The following is a 19,971-nucleotide window of genomic DNA, read 5'->3' as shown; positions in this document are numbered from 1 at the left end:
TCCCGGCGTTAGTGGTTAAGATAGGCGTGCCAGTTCTGATCTATAGTACCGGCACTCAGCTTCAGGAAACCCGATAAGGTGGGCTTTTTGGGGTGTTGTCTTATCGTGAGGCCGGCTTCCTGGGGGGTGCGGTGCCCTTTGGCGTGGTTGCAGCGGGCGCAGGCCGTGAGCAGGTTGCCCCAGCTGCTGTCGCCGCCACGGGAGCGGGGCAGCACGTGGTCCAGGGTCAGGTTTTTGGTGGAGCCGCAATACTGGCACTCGAAATGGTCCCGCTTCATGATGTTGTGGCGGCTCAGGGCAATGCCTTTGTAGGGCACGCGCACGTAGCGCTGCAACCGAATGATGCTGGGCTTGGGATACGTGGTGCTTACCGTGCGCAGAACCCCGTTTTCCGAGCGGGCTATCATCTCGGCCTTATCGAGAAACAGCAGCACGAAGGCCTTCTGCACACTGCACAGCGTTATGGCGGTATAATCGCCGTTGAGGACTAAGACTTTTTGATCCATACGCGCTTGGAGAGAATCATCGGGTTGAGCGAAAGCTAGATGATTCTAAGCGCATTAACAACAGCTCAGGAGTTTAGTTTCCGACCGTAGCGGGTTGCTAACCGATAGCAGCCGGCCGGCTTAGTCTTCGGTCAGAATCCGCTTGATGAGGCGCAGCTTGTGGGTGTATTTCTGCCGCTCGCGGTTGAAGATGCCGTTATGGTCGAGCGGATCGATACGGACTTCGCCACTGGCGTGCAGAATCTGCTGGTCTTCGAGCAGCAGGCCCACGTGCACAATGTTGCCGTCGGCGTTATCGAAGAAGGCCAGGTCGCCGGGCAAGGTCTGGGCCACGAAATGCACGGTCTGGCCCAGGTTGATCTGCTGGCGGGCGTCGCGCGGGAGCTGCACCCCAATCAGGCCGTAGAGCTGCTGCATCAGGCCTGAGCAGTCGATGCCGAACAGGCTTTTGCCGCCCCACAGGTAGGGCGCTTTCAGGTAGGTGAGGGCCATTTTCTGGAGCAGCCGCAGCCGCTGGTCTACGGGGCCGTGCGGGCCGTGGCCGTTCTGCGGGTTGGTGGCAGCGCCGTTGTAGAAAAACTGCCGCTCCCCTACCCGCAGGTTCATGCCATCAAAAAACGGCAGCCGCGAGCCTATCTGCACCGCAATCCGGGTGTTGGGGCAGCTCACCATCTGCACCACATCGAGGGTGCGCGGGTGGTCCTGCGCCTGCCAGGCCGCCAGGTACTCGCTGCTCACGGGCGTGTGCTGCTTCACATCCATCCAGCCCACGTACTGGTCGGCGGCCGTTTTTACCTGTATCCACTGGCCCTGGGTGAGCTGAATGGAATAGCACTCGCCGAAAATAAGCTGCGTGACAATTTCAGCCTTGTCGGTAGGCTCGGCGCGCACCGGCACGACACTCAGGGCGCAGATTCCGTGTTCCACGGGGAGTGAATGAGAAGATGAGTGAATGAGTGAAGGCGCGGTTTCTGCTGAAACTGGTGCTTCTCCACTAATGCGAAGCTCCTGCTTAATACGCAAGCCGCCAAATATCCGGCAAAAAACCACTCATTCACTCGTTCACTCTAATAATCCCGGGCACGGTCCATTTCGCGCTTCTGGTCTTTGGCTTTCAGGTCGTCGCGCTTGTCGAAAAGCTTTTTGCCTTTACCCAGCGCAATTTCCACCTTAGCAAAGCCCCGGTCGCTCACGTACATGCGAATCGGAATGATGGTGAGGCCTTGCTCCTGGTTTTTGTTGGCTAGCTGCTTCAACTCGCGCTTGTTGAGCAGCAGCTTGCGGGCCCGCATAGGCTCGTGGTTGTTGTAGGTGCCTTCGGTGTACTTGGCAATAGTTACCTGGTTGAGCCACAGGCTGCCGTCGGAGTGGAAGGTGCAGAAGCCGTCCTGCAGCTGCACACTGCCCTCGCGGATGCTCTTGATTTCGGTGCCCTGCAGCATGATGCCCGCGTCGTATTTGGCCAGAAACACGTATTCGTGGCTGGCGCGGCGGTTTTGGATATTGATGCGCTTGGGCGCGTCGTCTTTGGCTTTAGCCATGGAATAGGTAAGAGAAAGTCTGCTTCATGGGAAGCCGACTGAGAAAGAAAACTACCGAGCCGCCAGCAATGCTGCCTGAACCCGGGTTATATCGGCCTGTAGCTGCGGCTTGATCTGCAGTAGCCCTGCCCGTACGGCCTGCAGATAGACTACGCGCCCCGGCGTGCCGTAGTTGGTGCTACTGAAAATGCTGCCCAGCGCCTTGGCTTCGGCAGTGGCACGGTAAGAGCCCACCAGCCGGCGCTGCCGGTCCAGTACATCCAGCTTGGTGTCTACCACCATCCGAGAGCGAGAAAACGGCATTCCCAGCAAATTCAGCCCACCCAAAGTAGCCCCTGAGGCCACGGCCCAACCCAGGCCCGCCCGGTTGCTGACGATGGTGGTCGTGAGCAGCAGGTAGCAGTTGGGCGTGCCGTAGGGGTCGGTTAGCGTTTCGCGCACTTCCCGCTCAAACAAGGTATTTACGTCGCGGGAGCCGCCCCGCGGCCCGGCACTGCCCAACCCTGGCGCTCCTATCAGCACTATCCAGTCAGTTTGGGCGGCTTGTGTGGCCGTGGGCAACTTCGGCGCCAAGGTTCCGGCCGTAGGCTCCAGCAGCTTTGGATCAAACGCCCGGCACCCACCGAGCAGGCCCGTCAGCAATAGGAGTAAATAGAAGTGGCGCATGCGTATGTGAAAGGGAAGCAACTGTTGGGTACAGCCTGTTTACATCCCGAAATAACGCAAAATCAGTCCTTGTTCCGCTATAAGCAGCTTCAGACCAGCTTGAGGCGCGGGTCGGAGCTGATGAGCTGAGTGGCAAAGTCCCCAGCCTGGTACTGGAACTCGGCGGTTTTAGCCACCATGCCGGCATTGTCGGTGCAGTATTGAAACGCCGGGATGAATACCTGCCAGCCCTGCGCGGCGGCCTCATCCTGCAGGGCCTGGCGCAAACCGGAGTTGGCCGCTACGCCGCCCGCCAGCGCAATCTGGGTCAGGCCGTTGTCGGCGGCGGCGCGGCGCAACTGGCGCAGCAGCGTCTGGATGATGGTGTGCTGGATGCTGGCGCAGAGGTCGGCGAGGTTCTGCGGCACGAAGTCGGGATTCTGGGCCGTTTCCTTTTTCAGGAAGTAAAGCACGGCGGTTTTCAGGCCGCTGAAGCTGAAATCGTAGCCGGGCATGGCGCCTACCGGGAACGGGAAACGGGTGGGGTTGCCGGTGCGGGCCAGCTTGTCGAGGTGCGGGCCACCGGGATACGGCAGGCCGAGCAGCTTGGCCGTTTTGTCGAAGGCCTCGCCGGCGGCGTCATCAATGGTCTGGCCGATAATCTCCATTTCCAGCGCCGACTTCACCACCACCAGCTGCGTGTGCCCGCCGCTAACGGTGAGGCACAAAAACGGAAAGGCGGGCCGGGGCTCTTCAATAAAGTGCGCCAGAATGTGGGCCCGCATGTGGTTGACGGCAATCAGCGGTTTGCCCAGGGCCAGGGCCAGGGTTTTGGCGAACATGCCGCCCACCAGCAACGAGCCCAGCAGGCCGGGCCCTTGGGTGAAGGCCACCGCGTCGAGGTCCTGGCGGGAAACGCCGGCTTTCTGCAGGGCCGCTTCTACTACCGGAATCAGGTGCTGCTGGTGCGCGCGCGAGGCCAGTTCGGGCACCACACCGCCATATTGTTCGTGCACTTGCTGCGTGGCCACCACGTTGGCCCGGATTTCGCCGTTCACGAGTACGGCGGCTGACGTGTCGTCGCAGGAAGATTCGATGGCGAGGATGGTGGGGTGATGCATAGTACTTAGTTGGAAAGCGGCAGCAGAAACAGCTGCAAAGTTCGTTTAAAACCAGCAACCCGGGCCAGTTGGTTTGCAAAAGACGTTGTGCCGTAGCCAACCCGCCGGCACCCGGCTTCGTTCTTGCGGCAACCGCAGCCCGGCTAGTTGCATCTGGGCCGGCAACTGCCAACCCGTATCTTCGCTCCCGTATCTTCTTTTTCTGCTGCTGTGCCCCGTTTCGTTTCCATCCTGCTGAAAGTGCTGCTAGCCCTGCTGCTGGTGGTGGCGTTGGCGGTGGTGGCCGCGCTGGTGGCCCTGCGCGTGCCCAGCGTGCAAACCAAGCTGGCCCAGGAAGCCGCCGAAATCCTGACCGACAAGCTGGGCCAGAAGGTGCTGGTGGGGCGCGTGGATATCCGGCCTTTCTCGCGGGTGCTGCTGGAAGGCGTGCGGGTGCTCGACCGGCGCGGCGAAGAGCTGTTCAACGTGGGCCGCGCCGACGCCGACATCAGCCTGTTCAGCATCTTCGACCCCAGCCACCTGCACGTGGGCAAGCTCACGCTGGAAGAGCCCCGGTTTGCGTTGGTCACGTATAAAGACCAGCCCGACTCCACCAACCTGTCGGAGTTTCTGGCCGCTATTCGCCGGCTGGTGGGGCCTTCGGATACCACGAAAGTCAGCAAGCCGTTCGACTTCAAAATTGAGGCTATCGGCCTGCGCAATGGGCGCTTTATTCTGGACGACCGGCACAAGCCGCGGGAGCCGTACTACGGCCGCTCGATGGACTACGCCCACATGCAGATTGACAGCATCTACGCGGATTTCTCGCAGATCTGGCTGCGCGGCGACACCATTCACTCCCAGATTGACGGCCTGCGCGCCGTAGATAGGCCCTCGAACACGCGCCTGCGCGAGCTGACGGCCAACATGACCTACGCAAGTAAGTTCTGGGAATTCGCGGGCCTGAACCTGCGCGTCGGCAACAGCCAGCTGCGCAACTACCTGCGGTTCGAGTACCAGCACTTCCTCAACTTCGCCGACTTCAACGACTCGGTGCGGGTGGTGGCCCGGCTGGACCCGTCGCGGGTGTACTCCGACGATATTGCCCAGTTTGCGCCGCAGCCGTTTATGCGGGAGCTGAAGGAAACGGTACTGCTTTCGGGCGAGGCCAAAGGCTACGTGAAGAACTTCACAACCAAAAACCTCGACATCACCTACGGCAAAAACACGCGGGTCGTGGGCAACATCAACGTGGAAGGGCTGCCCAACCTGAAGGAAAGCTTTGTGGAAATGCGCCTGCAGCCGTCCGTCATTGATGGGCGCGACATTCGCAAGTACATTCCGGCCTCGGGCTGGCCTTACGTGCAGCGCCTGGGCATTGTGAAGCTAAAAGGGCAGTTTCTGGGCTTCTACAACGACTTTGTGGCCAACGGCTCGTTCCAGACCGCGCTGGGCTCGGTGGTGTCCGACGTCAACCTGAAGTTCAAAGACGACCCGCGGTTTTCCTCCTACGAAGGCGACGTACGCACCACCAACTTCCAGCTGGGCAAGCTGCTGGGCCAGGAAAACGTGGTGCGCGACGTGACGTTCAGCGGCCGGGTGCAGGGCGTGGGCTTCACGCCGGAAGGGGCCCGCCTCACGGCCAACGCCACCGTGCAAAGCATCTGGCTGAACGGCTACCGCTACCGTAACATCACGACCAACGGCCGCTTCAGCCGGGAATCGTTTACGGGCAAGATTGCCGCCAACGACCCCAGCCTGCAGTTCGACGCCGACGGGACCATCGACATGAACAAGAAGCGGCAGGCGTTTGACGTGCGGGCCCGCATCCGCCGCGCCGACCTGCGGGCCCTGGGCCTCACCAAGCAAAGCGTGGTGGTAGCCACCACCGCCGACGTCAAATTTCAGGGCCTGACGCTGGATGCCCTGATTGGCCGCATCAAGCTGCGCAACTCGCGCGTGGGCTACGCCGGCCGCACCGTGCTGGTAGATACGCTGGACGTGGTGAGCGAGCGGACGGCGGCCCAGCGCCGGCTGGCTGTGCGCTCGGAAGTGCTCAACCTGACGGCCACCGGCAACTTCGACTTCAGCGAAGTGCTGCGGAACACGCAGGTGCTGCTGACGGAGTACCAGCTCAACTTCGAAAGCAACGATGCGGCCATTGCCGACTACTACCGCCGCAAGCGCCAGCGCGCCATCCCGGAGTACGCCATCGACCTGGACCTGTATCTAAAGAAGCCTAACCCCATGCTCCAGCTGTTTATGCCGGGGCTGCGGGTGGCCAACTATTCGCGCATCGACGGCTCGTTCCGCAACGGCCAAACCTCGATTCTGCAGCTCGGCGGCAGCTTCGACACGCTGACCGTGGACAGCGTGCGCACCTACCGCACGGCTTTCGAATTCAACACCTCCAAGCTGCCTTATCGGCCCGAGGTGCTGGCCCAGGCCAACATTACGTCGGAAAGGCAGATGCTGCCGGGCTTGGGCCGCACCGAAGGCTTCTACGTGGAAGGCGTGTGGGACCAGGAGCGCATCAATTTCTCGACGGCGCTGGCCCAGACCAACACCACCAACAAAGCCCAGATCAACGGCGCGCTTTCCTTCCTGCCCGATGCCGTGCAGGTGGTGTTCCGGCGGTCGGGCGTGAACTTGCTGGGTAAGGACTGGACCATTGCGCAGGACAACTCCGTGATTATCTCGGGCCAGGGCAAGGAGTTTGATATTCAGAACCTGAGTTTGAGCAACGGCGCCCAGAGCGTGAGTGCGCAGGGCTTTATCTCGCAGAACGCGGACAAGGAGCTGAAGCTGACCGTGAAAGACCTGGAGCTGGCCACGCTTACCTCCCTGACCAGCCAGAACATGACGGGCCGCGTGAATGCCGAAGGCACCGTGAGCGGCATCTACGGGCCGCTGGCCATCAACTCCACGCTGGCCGTTGACTCGCTGCACTTCGACAACGTACTGATTGGCAATGTGAAGGGTGAAAGCAGCTGGGACAACCGCGCCAAGCAGGCGCTGGTAGACCTGGATGTGCTGCGGGGCGGCAGCCGCGTGGTGCGGGTAGCGGGCACGCTGGCCCCGGGCCGCGAAGAAGAGCAGCTCAACCTGACGGCCGTACTCGACAATGCCCCCGTAAAGCTGGCCGAGCCCTTTCTGAAAACCCTGTTCCGCGACCTGGGCGGCACGGCCGTGGGCACGCTGCGGCTGGCCGGCCGCTTCAGCCAGCCCCACCTCACGGGCGCCATCGACGTGAGCGACGGACAGCTCACCTTCATCTACCTGGGCACCACCTACACCTTCGCCGACCGGGTGCGGTTTGCCGATGACCGGATTGCGCTGCGCGACATCAAGGTGAAAGACCCGCTGGGCAACACGGGCACCGTGAACGGCGACATTTTCCACGACGGGTTCCAGAACATGCGGCTGGCCCTGGAAGCCTCGTTCCGCAAGCTACTGGTGCTCAACACCACCCGCAAAGACAACGAGCTGTACTTCGGCACGGCTTACGCTACCGGCACGGCCCGCGTAAACGGCCCTTCCGACAACCTGGTGGTGAACGTGCTGGCCAAATCGGAGCCGGGCACGCGCCTCTCGCTGCCGCTTGATAATGCCGCCCGCGCCGAAAAGGCCAGCTACATCCGCTTCGTAAACCGCAACCTCACCGACACCACGACCACGCCTATTCCGGTGGGGGTACAGGAAAAAGTAGACCTCTCGGGCATCCGGCTGAACATGAACCTGGAGGTGACGCCCGACGCCTACGTGGAAATTCTGCTGGACGAAAGCACCGGCGACGTTATCCGGGGCTCGGCCTCGGGGCGCCTGCGCCTCAACATCGACACGCGCGGCGACTTCAACATGTTCGGGCAGATTGAGATTGTGCGCGGCGCCTACAACTTCACACTGCAGGGCCTGGTGAACAAGGAATTTGTGGTGCGGCCCGGCGGCAGCATTTCCTGGAACGGCGACCCGCTGGCCGGCGAAATGAACGTAACGGCCGCCTACACCCAGCGCACGTCTCTCTCCCCTATTCTGGCCAGCAACAGCGCCGTGGTGCCCGTTACGGCCGTGATGAACCTGACCGGGCCGCTGCTGCTGCCGGTTATCAAGCTCAATCTGGAATTCAACGACATTCCCTCGTCGCTGGAAGGTGACCTGGTGCCGTTCCTGTCGTCGTTGCGCAATGATGAGCAGGAGCTGAGCCGGCAGGTGTTCAGCCTGGTGGTGTTCAAGCAGCTGGCCCCGGCGGCTTCGCTGTCGTCGATTACCTCGTTTCAGGGCCAGAACAATGCCTTGGGCAACAGCCTGGGCCAGATTATCAGCACGCAGCTCGGAGCCCTCACCTCGCAGCTCGACCCGAATCTGGAAATCAGCTTCAACTTCAACGGCATTTCGGCCGAGCAGCTGCAGGCCCTGCAGGTGCGGCTCAGCTACTCGTTTATGAACGGCCGGCTGCGCGTGACGCGGGACGGCGGCTTCAACAACGGCGTCGTGACGGATGCCAACACGGGTGTCACGACTTCCGTCAACAATACGTCCCTGATCGGCGACCTGAGCCTGGAATACTACCTGCGCGCCGACGGCAAATTCCGGGCAAAGCTGCGCTACGAAACCACGCCGCGCGACGTAGTAGCCCTGAGCAACGGCCAGAACCAGGCCCGGGCCGGCATTTCGCTGGTGCACACCGAGCAGTTCGACTCGCTGAGTGAGCTGTTTGCGCGCAAGCACCTGCGCCGCCGCGAAGTGAATGCGCGCAAAGCCCGCGAAGTGCTCAACGTGGACGACGACCCGCGCACGAATATGTGAGCATTGCCTGCCGGACCTGGCTGATGGCGCCGCGTAAAACGACCAACAATCAGCACCCGACAATCAATAATCAAATTACCTTTGCCCTCTATGGCCCAACCCCGCCCGACCCGCAAGAAGAAGCTAGGCAGCTACCCCCACCTGATGGTGGTGTTCAGCATTACGCTGGCGTTGCTGGTTATCGGGCTGTTCGGGCTGCTCCTGATTCATGCGCACAAGCTCTCCAACCTGGTGAAGGAGAACATTGAAATGCAGGTGTATCTGGAGCGCAACCTGCCGGCCACCGAGCTGCTGCGCCTGCAGCAGGACTTCTCGCGCAAGCCCTACATTGCCCAGCGCGACGGCAAGGCGCAGGTGCGGTTTCTCTCGAAGGAGGAAGGCGCCCGGCAGTTCATCGAGCAGACCGGCGAGGATTTTCAGCAGTTTCTCGGCGACAACCCTTTGCGCGACGCCTACATCCTGAAAATCAACGCCGAATACTCCGACTCGCTGCAGATGGGCCGCATTGAGCGGGAGCTGAAGGCCGAGCCGGGCGTGCATGAGGTGCAGTACGTGCAGAGCCTGATCAGCTCCATCAACCAGAATGTGCGCAAGCTGAGCCTGGTGCTGCTGGGCTTTGCGGTGGTGCTCACGTTCGTCGTGACGGTGCTCATCAACAATACCATCAAGCTGGCGCTGTTCTCGCAACGCTTCCTTATCCGGAGCATGCAGCTGGTGGGCGCCACGTCGTTTTTCATTCAGCGGCCGTTCCTGAACCGGGCCACCTGGCAGGGTTTGGTGAGCGGCATTCTGGCGGGCCTGCTGCTGCTGGCGCTGCTCCAATACGCGTATCTGCAGGTGGCCGACCTGCGGGTGCTCCGCGACGACCGGCTGCTGGGCGCGCTGCTGCTGCTGCTGGTGGTGCTGGGCTGCGGTATTGGCTTTCTGAGTTCTTACCGCGCCGTGCGCAAATACCTGGGCATGTCGCTCGACGATTTGTATTAACTGATTTTACTTAAAACTCTCACGCATCGGGCCGCACTTGCGCTAGCTGATGCTTCTTGCTTTGCCTCTTATGGAACCTACTTCCTCCCAAACGCCGCGCTTCGCCTTCGGGCCGCGCAACTACCGCCTGATGTTCCTGGGCCTGGCCGTGCTGGCCGCTGGTTTCATCACGATGACGCTGGACTCCGCAGACTACGGCGAAGGATTTCTGGGTATTACGCTCGGGCCGATTCTGCTGGTAGTGGGCTTCCTGATTGAGTTCTGGGCCATTATGGCCAAGCCGCAGGGCGGCGCCCCGGTAGCGCAGGACGCCACCACCCGCGACACGCTGGCCCAGCAGCCGGCTCCGGCAGCCCCAGTGGCCCCGGCCGCGCCCAGCTACAAGCGCCCGTAAGCAGGCCCGGCAGCCGGTAGCGGCCGTTGCCGCCTCACCGGTCTTGCGGTCTATTTCGCCCATTTTGCCATGCCGCCCGCAGCCTGTGCGGGCGCTACTCCCCTCCTATGAACTACTGGTATGCGCTGATTCTGGCCATTGTCGAAGGCCTGACGGAATTTCTGCCCGTGAGCAGCACCGGCCACATGATTATCGTGGCCAACCTGCTCGGCATCGGCCAGTTGCCTTTCACCGAAACCTACATCACCTCCATTCAGCTGGGTGCCATTCTGTCGGTGGTGGCGCTGTACTGGCGCCGGTTCCTGCAGAGCTTTGACTTCTACGTGAAGCTGGCGGTGGCTTTTCTGCCGTTCGGCGTGCTGGGCTTTCTGCTGAAAGACGTTATCGAAGAGCTACTGAAAAGCGTGACGGTGGTGGCCGTGTCGCTGGTGGTGGGCGGCGTGGTGCTGCTGTTCGTAGACCGGTGGTTTTCGGGCCCGCGCAAGGAAGTCACCACGCCCAGCCTGGCGCAGGCGCTGCGTATCGGGCTGTTTCAGTGCCTGGCGCTGGTGCCCGGCGTGAGCCGCTCGGCCGCCACCATTGTGGGCGGGCTGGCCCAGGGCTTCGACCGTCGCTCCGCCGCCGACTTCTCGTTCCTGCTGGCCGTACCTACCATGGTGGTCATCACGGCGTACCAGCTCTACAAAACCTACAAGATAGACGCGCCCGGTGCCGAAGACCTCAAGCTGCTGCTCTTCGGCAACGTGGTGGCCTTCATCGTGGGGCTGCTGGCCGTCAAGTCGTTCGTCAATTTCGTGTCGCGCTACGGTTTTCGTGCCTTTGGTTTCTACCGCATCATTGTGGGCGGGGTCATTCTGGCGATGATTGCGCTGGGCATTCCCATGCAGCTTATTTAATCCTCATGGATATTCCCCGCTCATTTGATTTCGAAGCTGGCGAAGTGCTGCTGCTCGACAAGCCGCTTACCTGGACGTCGTTCGACGTGGTACGCAAGGTAAAAAACACGCTGCGCATCAAGAAAATCGGCCATGCCGGCACCCTCGACCCCTTGGCTACCGGCCTGCTGATTTTGTGCACCGGCAAGAAAACCAAGGAAATCGACCAGATTCAGGCCCAGGAAAAGGAATATACCGGCACGTTCCGCCTCGGCCAGACCACGCCCAGCTTCGACCTGGAAACGCCCGTCGATGCCGAACTACCCTACGCCCACCTCACCGAAGAGGAAATCCGGGCGGCTACCGCACAGTTTGTAGGCCAGATTGCGCAGACACCGCCGCTGTTTTCGGCCGTGAAAGTGAACGGGGAGCGTGCCTACGAAGTAGCCCGCCGCGGCGACGAAGCCGAAATCAAGAGCAAGCAGGTGACGATTCGGGATTTTGAAATCACGCGCATTGCCCTGCCCGACGTGGACTTCCGCGTAACCTGCTCCAAAGGCACCTACATCCGCAGCCTCGCCCGCGACTTTGGCGCCGCGCTGGGCTGCGGGGCCCACCTCACCAAGCTCGTCCGCACCCGCATTGGGGAGTACCGCGTAGAAGATGCCCTGACCATGGAAGCTGTGGAGGCTATGCGCCCGCCCCGCCCGGAAGGCGAAACCGAACGGCCCCGCCGGCAGCGGCAACTCCGCCCCGAGCGTCGGGCCGGCCTGGAGTATTTCAATACCAACCAGGCGGATTCCGACCAGTCCCAAGACAAGAGCGAGGCGTAGCACGCAGGCTTCTCTCCCACTCCTTTACTACCCGCCAGTCCTTTCTCACCCATGCACATCATCCACGCCCCGGCCCAGTTTCCGCACCTTGGCAATGCCGTGGTGACCAGCGGCACGTTTGATGGCGTGCACATAGGCCACCAGCAGATTCTGCGGCGGCTGCGCGAAGTGGCCGAGCACAGCGGTGGCCCGGCCGTGGTGATTACCTACTGGCCCCACCCGCGGCTGGTGCTGGGGCCGCCGCCCTCCCACCCCGAAATGCTGGCCCTGCGCCTGCTCAGCACTCTGGAGGAGCGTGCCGCCAAGCTGGCAGAGTTCGGCGTGGATTACTTGTTGGTGGTGCCCTTCACCCCCGAATTTGCGGCCTGGACCTCGGAAGAATACATCCAGAACATTCTGCTGCGCACGGTGGGCACCAGCAAGCTGGTGATTGGCTACGACCACCGTTTCGGCAAAAACCGGGAAGGCGGCTTCGACTATCTGCGCCAGAACGCGGACCGCTACGGCATGAGCGTGGAGGAAATTCCGCGCGAAGACGTGGACGCCGTAGGCGTGAGCAGCACCCGCATCCGGCGCGCCATCGAAAGCGGCGACATTCTCACCGCCAACCGCTACCTGGGCTATTCCTACCCGCTCACGGGCACAGTAGTAAAGGGTCGGCAGCTGGGCCGCACTATCGGCTGGCCCACGGCCAACATCGTGTGTGAGGAGCCGCTGAAACTCACGCCGGCCCGCGGCGTGTATGCCGTAATGGCCACCACCGCCGCCGGCACGCATCACCCGGCAATGCTCAACATTGGGGTGCGCCCTACCATCGGCGGCGACCTGGCCCAGACCGTAGAGGCACACCTGCTCGACTTCGACGGCGACCTGTACGACCAGCCGCTGACTGTGGAGTTTGTGGCCCGCCTCCGCGACGAGCAGAAATTCAGTGGCCTCGATGAGTTGAAAGCCCAGCTGGCGCTGGATGCCGCCGATGCCCGCCGCCACCTGATAGGCGGCTAGCGTTTCTTTCAGAGGTCCGCGGAGGCATGCGCAGAGGCTGGCAGAGGAACGACCTCCTTTTCCCTCTGCGCAGGCCTCCGCGGACCTCTGCGAGAAATCCTACCTTGCTGTTCCAAACATCCCACCCTTTCTATTCCTATGATCAACAAAGTAGTAGCCGGCCCGGAAGAAGCCCTGCGCGGCCTCACCGACGGCATGACGCTGATGCTCGGTGGCTTCGGCCTGTGCGGCATTCCGGAAAACAGCATCCGGGAAATTCTGCGCCTCGGCGTGAAAGATCTGACCTGCATCAGCAACAACGCCGGCGTCGATGATTTCGGCATCGGGCTGATGCTGCAGACCCGGCAGGTAAAAAAGATGATTTCGAGCTATGTGGGCGAGAATGCCGAGTTTGAGCGGCAGCTGCTTTCCGGCGAGCTGGAAGTGGAATTGATTCCGCAGGGCACGCTGGCCGAGCGGTGCCGGGCCGGGGGCGCGGGTATTCCGGCCTTCTACACGCCGGCCGGCTACGGCACAGAAGTAGGCGAAGGCAAGGAAAGCCGCGAGTTCAACGGCAAGATGTACCTGCTGGAAACCGCCCTGCACGCCGATTTTGCCTTCGTGAAAGCCTGGAAAGGCGACACGGCCGGCAACCTGGTGTTCAAAGGCACGGCCCGCAACTTCAACCCCATGATGGCCACGGCCGGCAAAATCACGGTGGCCGAAGTGGAAGAGCTGGTGCCCGCCGGCGAGCTGGACCCCAACCAGATTCATACGCCCGGCATTTTTGTGCAGCGCATCTACCAGGGCCAGAACTACGAGAAGCGCATCGAGCAGCGTACGGTACGCGCTACGGTATAAGGCCAGGCATTTCACAGTCCGTCAGCACGTATGCGGCTCAGCATTTCCACTCGTCTTGTTCTGCTCTGCCTGGTGGCTTTGCTTTCGGCGCTGCCGCTGGCTGTTGGCTTCTACGTTAATGCCACCAGCCCGCCGCCTACCGCCACGTTTCTCCCCGACCGATGCACCCGCTACTGCGAGCAGCACGGGTGCCCGCACGCTACGGAAGCCAACAGCCCGGCTTTTTTCCGGCTGCGCCCGCTGTACGTGGGCACCATCAAGGCGCTGTCGGTGGGTGGCAGCAGCTTGTACGCAGCCGCCAACATTGCGCTGTACCTTGTCCTGATTCCGCTGCTGCTGATGTGGCTCACCTACGGCGCCCTGCGGAACATGGTCCTGATTCGCCGCCTCAAGTCTTCTGCGCATGCATAGTCTGCTGCCCTGGGCTGACCGCCTCATCAATCAGGCGTTCTGGTACTGCACCGACTTCATGGTGAACCTGGCCAACCGCACGCACTCCTCTTATGATGAAGCCAATACCTGGATTTTACTGCTGCTGATTCCGGGTCTGCTCACGCTGCTCATTGGCGTGCGGGTGGCCCAGTGGTTTCAGCTCCGGAAGCTGCGCCGCGCCGCCGCTTTTCGTCCCACCCCTTTCAACTCCTAACCCATGTTAGATAAACACGGCATTGCCCGGCGCATCGCGCAGGAAGTACAAAACAACTCTTACGTCAACCTGGGCATCGGTATTCCGACGCTGGTGGCCAACTACATTCCCGAAGGCATCAACGTGGAGCTGCAGAGCGAAAACGGACTGCTGGGCATGGGACCTTTCCCCACCGACGCCGAGGTAGACCCCGACCTCATCAACGCCGGCAAGCAGACCGTAACCACGCTGCCCGGCTCCAGCATCTTCTCCTCCGCCGACTCGTTCGGCATGATTCGGGGCGAGCATGTGGACCTGACCATTCTGGGCGCCATGGAGGTATCCGAAAACGGCGACATTGCCAACTGGAAGATTCCGGGCAAGATGGTGAAAGGCATGGGCGGCGCCATGGACCTGGTGGCCTCGGCTAAGAACATCATTGTGGCCATGCAGCACGTGGCCCGCGACGGCAGCAGCAAGCTGCTGCCCGCCTGCACGCTGCCCATCACCGGCCTGCGCTGCGTGAAGAAAATCGTGACAGAGCTGGCCGTTATTGATGTAACGCCCGACGGCTTTGTGCTGCGCGAGCGGGCGCCCGGCGTCACGGTGGAGCAGATTCAGGCGGCCACCGCCGGCAAGCTGGTCGTGCGCGGCGAAATCCCGGAAATGACGGGGGTGTAGATCATTGGATGGTGATTCACCTGTCATCCTGAGCACAGCGAAGGACCTTATCACGTTGAACAGAATCGTTCTGGCGTGACAAGGTCCTTCGCTGTGCTCAGGATGACAGACAATTCTTTGAACCTCACTTCAGCCGCAGGAATGCCTGGGCCAGAATCCGCTCGGCGGCATCGGGAGTGAAGTGAGCGAAGTAGCGCTGGAGCTGGGCCAGGGCGGCAGCGGGCGTGAGCCCCCCGGCCCGCACGGCTTCGGCAAGGTGGTCGGCGAGGGTATCGGGGTGACTGGTAAGAGCCGGAAACTCGTAGTGCGTTTTGTAGCGGGCCAGGATGCTGACGCGCAACGCAGCCGGTGCACCCGGCACCTGCGCCACGAGGCGTTCCATTACCAGCTGCACCTCATCCATGAACAGGGTGCGCACCAGGCCGGGCGGCGTAGGTACAGGCTGGCCCGCGGCGGCCACCAGCAGCACGGCCGCCGGCATATCGGGCTGCCAGCGGCTGACGTCGGGCGGGGCGCAGAGCCAAGCCGTGGGCGGGAAGCCGGCGGGCTGAGTGAGCAGCCGACCCAGGGTCTGAAGGCGGCGTTCTTCGGGAGGAAGCATACGGCAAGGTACAACGGTGGGGCCGGATGCGGCCGTGCGGCAACGAAGCTGCTATATTCGGGTTCCTAATTTCTCTCTTCCCCAGCCTCGTCTTTATGCAACACCGCTACCCGCTTTTTTTCTCCCTGCTGCTGGCCGGCACCTGTCTGGCAGCGCGGGCTCAGTCGCCCGTTATTACGGCGGCGGCCATGCCCGTGCCCAACGACACGTTGCGCCGGAGCACGGCCTCGGTGCTGCTGCCGGCCACTGCCCCGCCCCTCACCCAGCGCGGCGCCAACCAAACCTGGAACTACAGTGCGCTGGTGCCCACGGCCCAACAGGTGGCCCGCTTCGGCACAGTGCCCAACGAGCCGCTGTATACATTCACGTTCAACTCGGTGCTGAGCGGCAGCAACCGGGCTACGGTAGCTTCGCCGCAGAGCGTGCCGCTGCCGCCAGGCTTCACGCTGCCCATCACCGAGCCGTACCAGTTTTTCAACGCCTCGGCCGCCGACTTCCGGTCGGTGGGCTACGGCGGCAAGCTGGCCGGTACGGCCGTGCCCGTGACGTATGCCAGCGCGGCGCGGCAAGACGTTATCTACCGGTTTCCGCTCAGCTTTGCCAGTGCCCCCGATTCCAGCACCTCGTTTTTCAGCATTAACGTGCCGGGCACGGGTTTCCTGAGCCAGGAGCGCAAGCGGGTAAATAAAGTAGATGCCTGGGGTAGCCTCACTACGCCGTTCGGCACCTACCAGACCGTGCGCGTCGTGAGCCGCATCGAAGACCACGACAGTCTTTCGGCCGGCGGCATCAGCCAGGGTTTCGACTTGCCCATTGTGCGCGAGTATAAGTGGCTGGCAGTAGGGCAGCATGTGCCGCTGCTCACCATCACCACCACTCAGGCCGGGACGCAGGAAGTTGTGTCAGGTGTGGAGTACCGCGACGTATACCGCCGCCTGGGTACGCTTGGCACCGGTGGCCTGCTGCCGGAGGCGGCTCTACGCCTCTTTCCCAACCCGTCCGGCAGCTCTGCGCCACTACACCTGACGCTGCCCGCAGCCGGCCCGGTTGCCATCAGCGCCACCGATCTGGCCGGGCGCCTGCTGTTCCGCCACACGCTGGCCGCCACCTCCCGCGAAACCGAGCTACCCGCCAGCCTGTTCGGCGCGTTCCGGGGCGTGCTGCTGCTGCGCGTGCAGACGGAAACCGGCGTGGCCGTGCGGCGCATCGTGCGCGACTAACCGTCTTCCTTTCAGGAGTATTCTGGCCGCTGGCCGTACACAGCCCGGTAAGTTGGTGGCGGCGTTGGGACGGCGGTGGTGAGCCTTTTTTCCGCCGAAGTTGTTGTGCAGCCGTAAAGAAAGCCGCCAGCCCACCGGGCGCGGTATCTTTGCCTTCTCTTCTCTCAACCTTTCTTTCCGATTTATATGGCAACTAGTTCTAACGGTAAAGCAGGCGGCAGCCACGCCAAAAAGCAGACTCCTACCGCTACCGAGCGACTCACGCCCACGGCCGTGCCGGCCCACAAACTGGTGCTGCGCGCCCTGACCCGCTCCGATTTTAAGGTGGTGCAGGAAATCATGGACAAGGTGTATTCCAACATGGAAGGCGCCTGGGCGCAGGATGAGTACAACGCGTTGCTCAAGAAATTCCCGGAAGGCCAGATCTGCATCGAGGACAACGGGCAGGTGGTAGCGGCGGCGCTGGCCATCATCGTGCAGTATTCCGACTTCGGCGACCGGCACACCTACGCCAAAATCACGGGCAACGGCAAGTTCAACACCCATAACCCCGACGGCGACACGCTCTATGGCGTAGATGTGTTCGTGGACCCCGAGTACCGCAGCCTGCGCCTGGGCCGCCGCCTCTACGATGCCCGCAAGGAGCTCTGCGAAAACCTGAACCTGCGCGCCATGGTGGCCGGGGGCCGCATTCCGGGCTACGCCGCCTACGCCAGCGAAATGACGCCGGCCAAGTACGTGGAGATGGTGCGCAACAAGGAGCTGACCGACCCCATCCTCACCTTCCAGCTTTCCAACGACTTCTACGTCCGCAAGCTCATCCGGGGCTACCTGCCCTACGACTCCGAGTCGAAGGCCTACGCCACGCTGCTGGAGTGGATTAACGTGTATTACGACGAGGAAACCGACAAGCTCATTGGCAACCAGAAGTCGAATGCCCGTATTGGCATTGTGCAGTGGCAGATGCGCGCCACCAAAGACCTGGACGACTTCTTCCAGCAGATGGAGTTCTTCGTGGATACGGTGAGCGGCTACAAGGCCGACTGCGTGCTGTTCCCGGAGTTTTTCAACGCGCCCATGATGGCCCTCACCAACGAGGAGTCGCCGTCGGTGGCTATCCGCTCGATGTCGGCCTTCACCGAGCCCATCAAAAACAAGATGATGGAGCTGGCTGTGAGCTACAACATCAACGTTATTGCGGGCTCGATGCCGCTCTACGACGACGGCAAGCTCTACAACGTAAGCTACCTCTGCCGCCGCGACGGCACCGTGGACGAGCAGTATAAGCTGCACGTCACGCCCGACGAGGCCAGCTACTGGGGTATGCGCGGCGGCGACAAGCTGCGCTGCTTCGACACGGACTTCGGCAAAATCGGCATCCTGATCTGCTACGACGTGGAATTCCCGGAACTCTCGCGCATGCTCTCCGACGAAGGCATGAAGATTCTGTTTGTGCCGTTCTGGACCGACACCAAGAACGCCTACCAGCGGGTGCGGCTCTGTGCCCAGGCCCGGGCCATCGAAAACGAGTGCTACGTGGCCATTACCGGCTCGGTGGGCAACCTGCCGCGCGTCGAGAACATGGACATTCAGTACTCGCAGAGCGCCGTGTTCAGCCCCAGCGACTTTGCCTTCCCGCACGATGCCATTGTGGCCGAGGCTACGCCCAACACGGAAATGACGCTCATCGCCGACCTCGACCTGGACCTGCTCAAGGACCTGAACACCAGTGGCGCGGTGCGTAACCTCCGCGACCGGCGCAAAGACCTGTACTCGCTGAGCTGGGCCAAAAAGACCGAGCGCGACGATGAGCTGCTGGCGCAGGGCGAAGAACGCGCCCCTAAAACTGCCAGCCGCCGCAAAGCCGTATCGGCGGGGTAAGTTTCGTGCTTATATTGTTGGCTAATTCTACCGCCAACATATGGAACAAGACTACCCACAACCCTCGTCTGTTTTCACCGAACTTCTCCATTCTCCTTTAGCGCTGGTTTCTGCAAGCAGAGGCCAGCGCTTTATCAACTACCTGGTTGATTTGGCCACGTTTTACGCGGGCATGTTTGCCATAGGCATTGGCCTGGGCATTGTGGCCGTTGCCATCGACAATCAAGCCATCCTGCAGGTATTCGATGGCCCGATGGGCAGTCTGGTAGCCATCTTCATCATGCTTTGCTACTACTTCATCCTGGAATCCACGACGGGGCGTACTATGGGCAAACTGGTTACCCGCACCCGCGTGGTCATGGCCGATGGCTCCAAGCTAACCACCAGCGCCGTGCTGAAGCGCACACTCTGCCGCATCATTCCGTTTGAGGCTTTTTCTTTCTTCAACGATGCCGCCAGCGGCCTGCACGACTCGATTTCCAAAACCAGAGTCGTGAAGATGGATTAATGCGTGCCGGGCTGGGTAAACCCGCCGGAAAAATAAAATTTTGTGAAAGAGCCGTTCGGGAACGTTCCCGAACGGCTCTTTGCATAGTGGATGCGGAAAGCCTCGGGAAAGCCACTTTTATTTGGGTAAACTTCCAGCCGCCCACCAGCTTTTTGCCGGCTGGCGCCGCTTTTACCGTAAGCCTTTTCCCTATGAAACGCGTCCTCATCACCGGTGCCAACCGCGGCCTGGGCCTCGAACTCACCCGCCAGTCGCTGGAGCGCGGCGACACCGTGTTTGCTACCAGCCGCCGCCCCGAAGCCGCCACCGAGCTGCAACAGCTGGCCGGCCAGTACCCTGGCCACCTCACCCTCGTGCAGCTCGACGTGACCGATGAGGCCAGCATCCGGGCCGCTCACGACACCGTACAAGCCGCCACCGGCAGCCTCGACCTGCTCATCAACAACGCCGGCACGTATCCTGGCATGGGGCCCGAAGACCCCGAAAACCAGCGGCTGGGCCAGTTCACGGCGGAAGGCGCGCTGCAGGTGCTGCGCGTGAATGCCGTAGGCCCGCTGCTGGTAGCGCAGGCTTTCCTCGATTTGCTGCGCGCCGGCACCAAGGCCCGCATCCTGAGCTTATCCTCCGGCCAGGGCTCTTTGGCCTGGAAAGCCTCCGGCGACCCGTACCATTATAGCGCCAGCAAAGCCACCCTGAACATGTATATGCGCGCCCTGGCCGCCGAAATCGGGCAGTATGGCGTGCTGTCGGTGCTGGTAGATCCGGGCTGGGTACGCACGGGCATGGGCGGCAACCAGGCCGCACAGGACCCCGCCGTGGCAGCCAAAGGCATCCTGCGCCTCGCCGACCAGCTGCACGCCGAGGAAAACGGCAGCTTCGTGACCTGGCAGAACCAGCACGTGCCGTGGTAGGCTGGCGCCATAAAA

20 protein-coding genes are annotated in these 19,971 nt (G+C 61.9%); 14 read left to right on the top strand and 6 right to left on the bottom strand.

Features of this window, described 5'->3' with window-relative positions:
* Positions 1-8: 8 nt before the first annotated feature.
* From BUE15_RS09120 to tsaD, 5 genes are all read right to left on the bottom strand, one after another.
* Positions 9-506, bottom strand: a complete 498-nt coding sequence (locus tag BUE15_RS09120; RefSeq protein ID WP_073283537.1) for an HNH endonuclease — start codon at positions 504-506, stop codon at positions 9-11.
* A gap of 120 nt (positions 507-626) precedes the next feature.
* Positions 627-1,433, bottom strand: a complete 807-nt coding sequence (locus tag BUE15_RS09115) for a C40 family peptidase (RefSeq protein ID WP_073283535.1) — start codon at positions 1,431-1,433, stop codon at positions 627-629.
* A 140-nt stretch (positions 1,434-1,573) separates the two neighbouring features.
* Positions 1,574-2,047 carry an SsrA-binding protein SmpB gene (smpB, locus tag BUE15_RS09110; RefSeq protein WP_073283532.1) on the bottom strand — a complete coding sequence of 158 codons (474 nt, stop codon included), beginning with the start codon at positions 2,045-2,047 and terminating at the stop codon, positions 1,574-1,576.
* A 51-nt stretch (positions 2,048-2,098) separates the two neighbouring features.
* Positions 2,099-2,713, bottom strand: coding sequence for a hypothetical protein (locus BUE15_RS09105; RefSeq protein ID WP_139252192.1), 615 nt, complete (start codon positions 2,711-2,713; stop codon positions 2,099-2,101).
* A gap of 89 nt (positions 2,714-2,802) precedes the next feature.
* Positions 2,803-3,813, bottom strand: a complete 1,011-nt coding sequence (gene tsaD, locus BUE15_RS09100; RefSeq protein ID WP_073283526.1) for a tRNA (adenosine(37)-N6)-threonylcarbamoyltransferase complex transferase subunit TsaD — start codon at positions 3,811-3,813, stop codon at positions 2,803-2,805.
* 210 nt (positions 3,814-4,023) lie between these two features.
* Here tsaD and BUE15_RS09095 point away from each other — a divergent pair, with 210 nt between their 5' ends.
* The 10 genes from BUE15_RS09095 to BUE15_RS09050 all read left to right on the top strand — a co-directional run bounded on the left by BUE15_RS09095 (position 4,024) and on the right by BUE15_RS09050 (position 14,835).
* Positions 4,024-8,598: a translocation/assembly module TamB domain-containing protein gene (locus BUE15_RS09095; RefSeq protein ID WP_073283523.1), complete on the top strand. Its 4,575-nt coding sequence runs from the start codon at positions 4,024-4,026 to the stop codon at positions 8,596-8,598.
* A gap of 90 nt (positions 8,599-8,688) precedes the next feature.
* On the top strand, positions 8,689-9,582 hold the full coding sequence (locus BUE15_RS09090; protein WP_073283520.1) for a cell division protein FtsX: 894 nt from the start codon (positions 8,689-8,691) through the stop codon (positions 9,580-9,582).
* 70 nt (positions 9,583-9,652) lie between these two features.
* Positions 9,653-9,976 (top strand): DUF3098 domain-containing protein, encoded by a 324-nt coding sequence (locus BUE15_RS09085; RefSeq protein WP_073283517.1) that lies wholly within the window; start codon positions 9,653-9,655, stop codon positions 9,974-9,976.
* 107 nt (positions 9,977-10,083) lie between these two features.
* Positions 10,084-10,872, top strand: coding sequence for an undecaprenyl-diphosphate phosphatase (locus tag BUE15_RS09080; protein ID WP_073283515.1), 789 nt, complete (start codon positions 10,084-10,086; stop codon positions 10,870-10,872).
* A gap of 5 nt (positions 10,873-10,877) precedes the next feature.
* Positions 10,878-11,684, top strand: coding sequence for a tRNA pseudouridine(55) synthase TruB (truB, locus tag BUE15_RS09075; RefSeq protein ID WP_073283512.1), 807 nt, complete (start codon positions 10,878-10,880; stop codon positions 11,682-11,684).
* A gap of 51 nt (positions 11,685-11,735) precedes the next feature.
* Positions 11,736-12,689 carry a bifunctional riboflavin kinase/FAD synthetase gene (locus BUE15_RS09070; protein ID WP_073283509.1) on the top strand — a complete coding sequence of 318 codons (954 nt, stop codon included), beginning with the start codon at positions 11,736-11,738 and terminating at the stop codon, positions 12,687-12,689.
* A 138-nt stretch (positions 12,690-12,827) separates the two neighbouring features.
* On the top strand, positions 12,828-13,529 hold the full coding sequence (locus BUE15_RS09065; RefSeq protein WP_073283506.1) for a CoA transferase subunit A: 702 nt from the start codon (positions 12,828-12,830) through the stop codon (positions 13,527-13,529).
* A 30-nt stretch (positions 13,530-13,559) separates the two neighbouring features.
* Positions 13,560-13,940: a hypothetical protein gene (locus tag BUE15_RS09060; protein WP_073283503.1), complete on the top strand. Its 381-nt coding sequence runs from the start codon at positions 13,560-13,562 to the stop codon at positions 13,938-13,940.
* Positions 13,933-14,175, top strand: a complete 243-nt coding sequence (locus BUE15_RS09055) for a hypothetical protein (protein WP_073283500.1) — start codon at positions 13,933-13,935, stop codon at positions 14,173-14,175. The genes BUE15_RS09060 and BUE15_RS09055 overlap by 8 nt, the downstream gene beginning before the upstream one ends.
* A 3-nt stretch (positions 14,176-14,178) precedes the next feature.
* The gene (locus BUE15_RS09050; protein ID WP_073283497.1) at positions 14,179-14,835 is read left to right on the top strand and encodes a CoA transferase subunit B; all 657 of its coding nucleotides are present in this window, start codon (positions 14,179-14,181) and stop codon (positions 14,833-14,835) included.
* Between the two features lie 124 nt (positions 14,836-14,959).
* Here the strand turns inward: BUE15_RS09050 and BUE15_RS09045 are convergent, their stop codons facing one another.
* Positions 14,960-15,436, bottom strand: a complete 477-nt coding sequence (locus tag BUE15_RS09045; protein WP_073283495.1) for a hypothetical protein — start codon at positions 15,434-15,436, stop codon at positions 14,960-14,962.
* A gap of 95 nt (positions 15,437-15,531) precedes the next feature.
* On the opposite strand from BUE15_RS09045, the gene BUE15_RS09040 reads away from it, so the two are divergent.
* From BUE15_RS09040 to BUE15_RS09025, 4 genes are all read left to right on the top strand, one after another.
* Complete coding sequence (locus BUE15_RS09040; RefSeq protein WP_073283492.1) at positions 15,532-16,656, top strand: T9SS type A sorting domain-containing protein; 1,125 nt, start codon at positions 15,532-15,534, stop codon at positions 16,654-16,656.
* Positions 16,657-16,995: 339 nt separating this feature from the next.
* The gene (locus BUE15_RS09035; RefSeq protein ID WP_396276116.1) at positions 16,996-18,537 is read left to right on the top strand and encodes a carbon-nitrogen hydrolase family protein; all 1,542 of its coding nucleotides are present in this window, start codon (positions 16,996-16,998) and stop codon (positions 18,535-18,537) included.
* A 40-nt stretch (positions 18,538-18,577) separates the two neighbouring features.
* Positions 18,578-19,045 carry an RDD family protein gene (locus tag BUE15_RS09030; protein WP_073283486.1) on the top strand — a complete coding sequence of 156 codons (468 nt, stop codon included), beginning with the start codon at positions 18,578-18,580 and terminating at the stop codon, positions 19,043-19,045.
* Positions 19,046-19,236: 191 nt separating this feature from the next.
* The gene (locus BUE15_RS09025; RefSeq protein WP_073283783.1) at positions 19,237-19,956 is read left to right on the top strand and encodes an SDR family oxidoreductase; all 720 of its coding nucleotides are present in this window, start codon (positions 19,237-19,239) and stop codon (positions 19,954-19,956) included.
* Positions 19,957-19,971 lie beyond the last annotated feature (15 nt).

It is taken from the genome of Hymenobacter psychrotolerans DSM 18569, assembly GCF_900142395.1.
GTDB lineage: Bacteria > Bacteroidota > Bacteroidia > Cytophagales > Hymenobacteraceae > Hymenobacter > Hymenobacter psychrotolerans.
The sequence above is the reverse complement of the archived record's forward strand: the minus strand, read 5'-3'. Positions and strand labels throughout refer to the sequence as shown.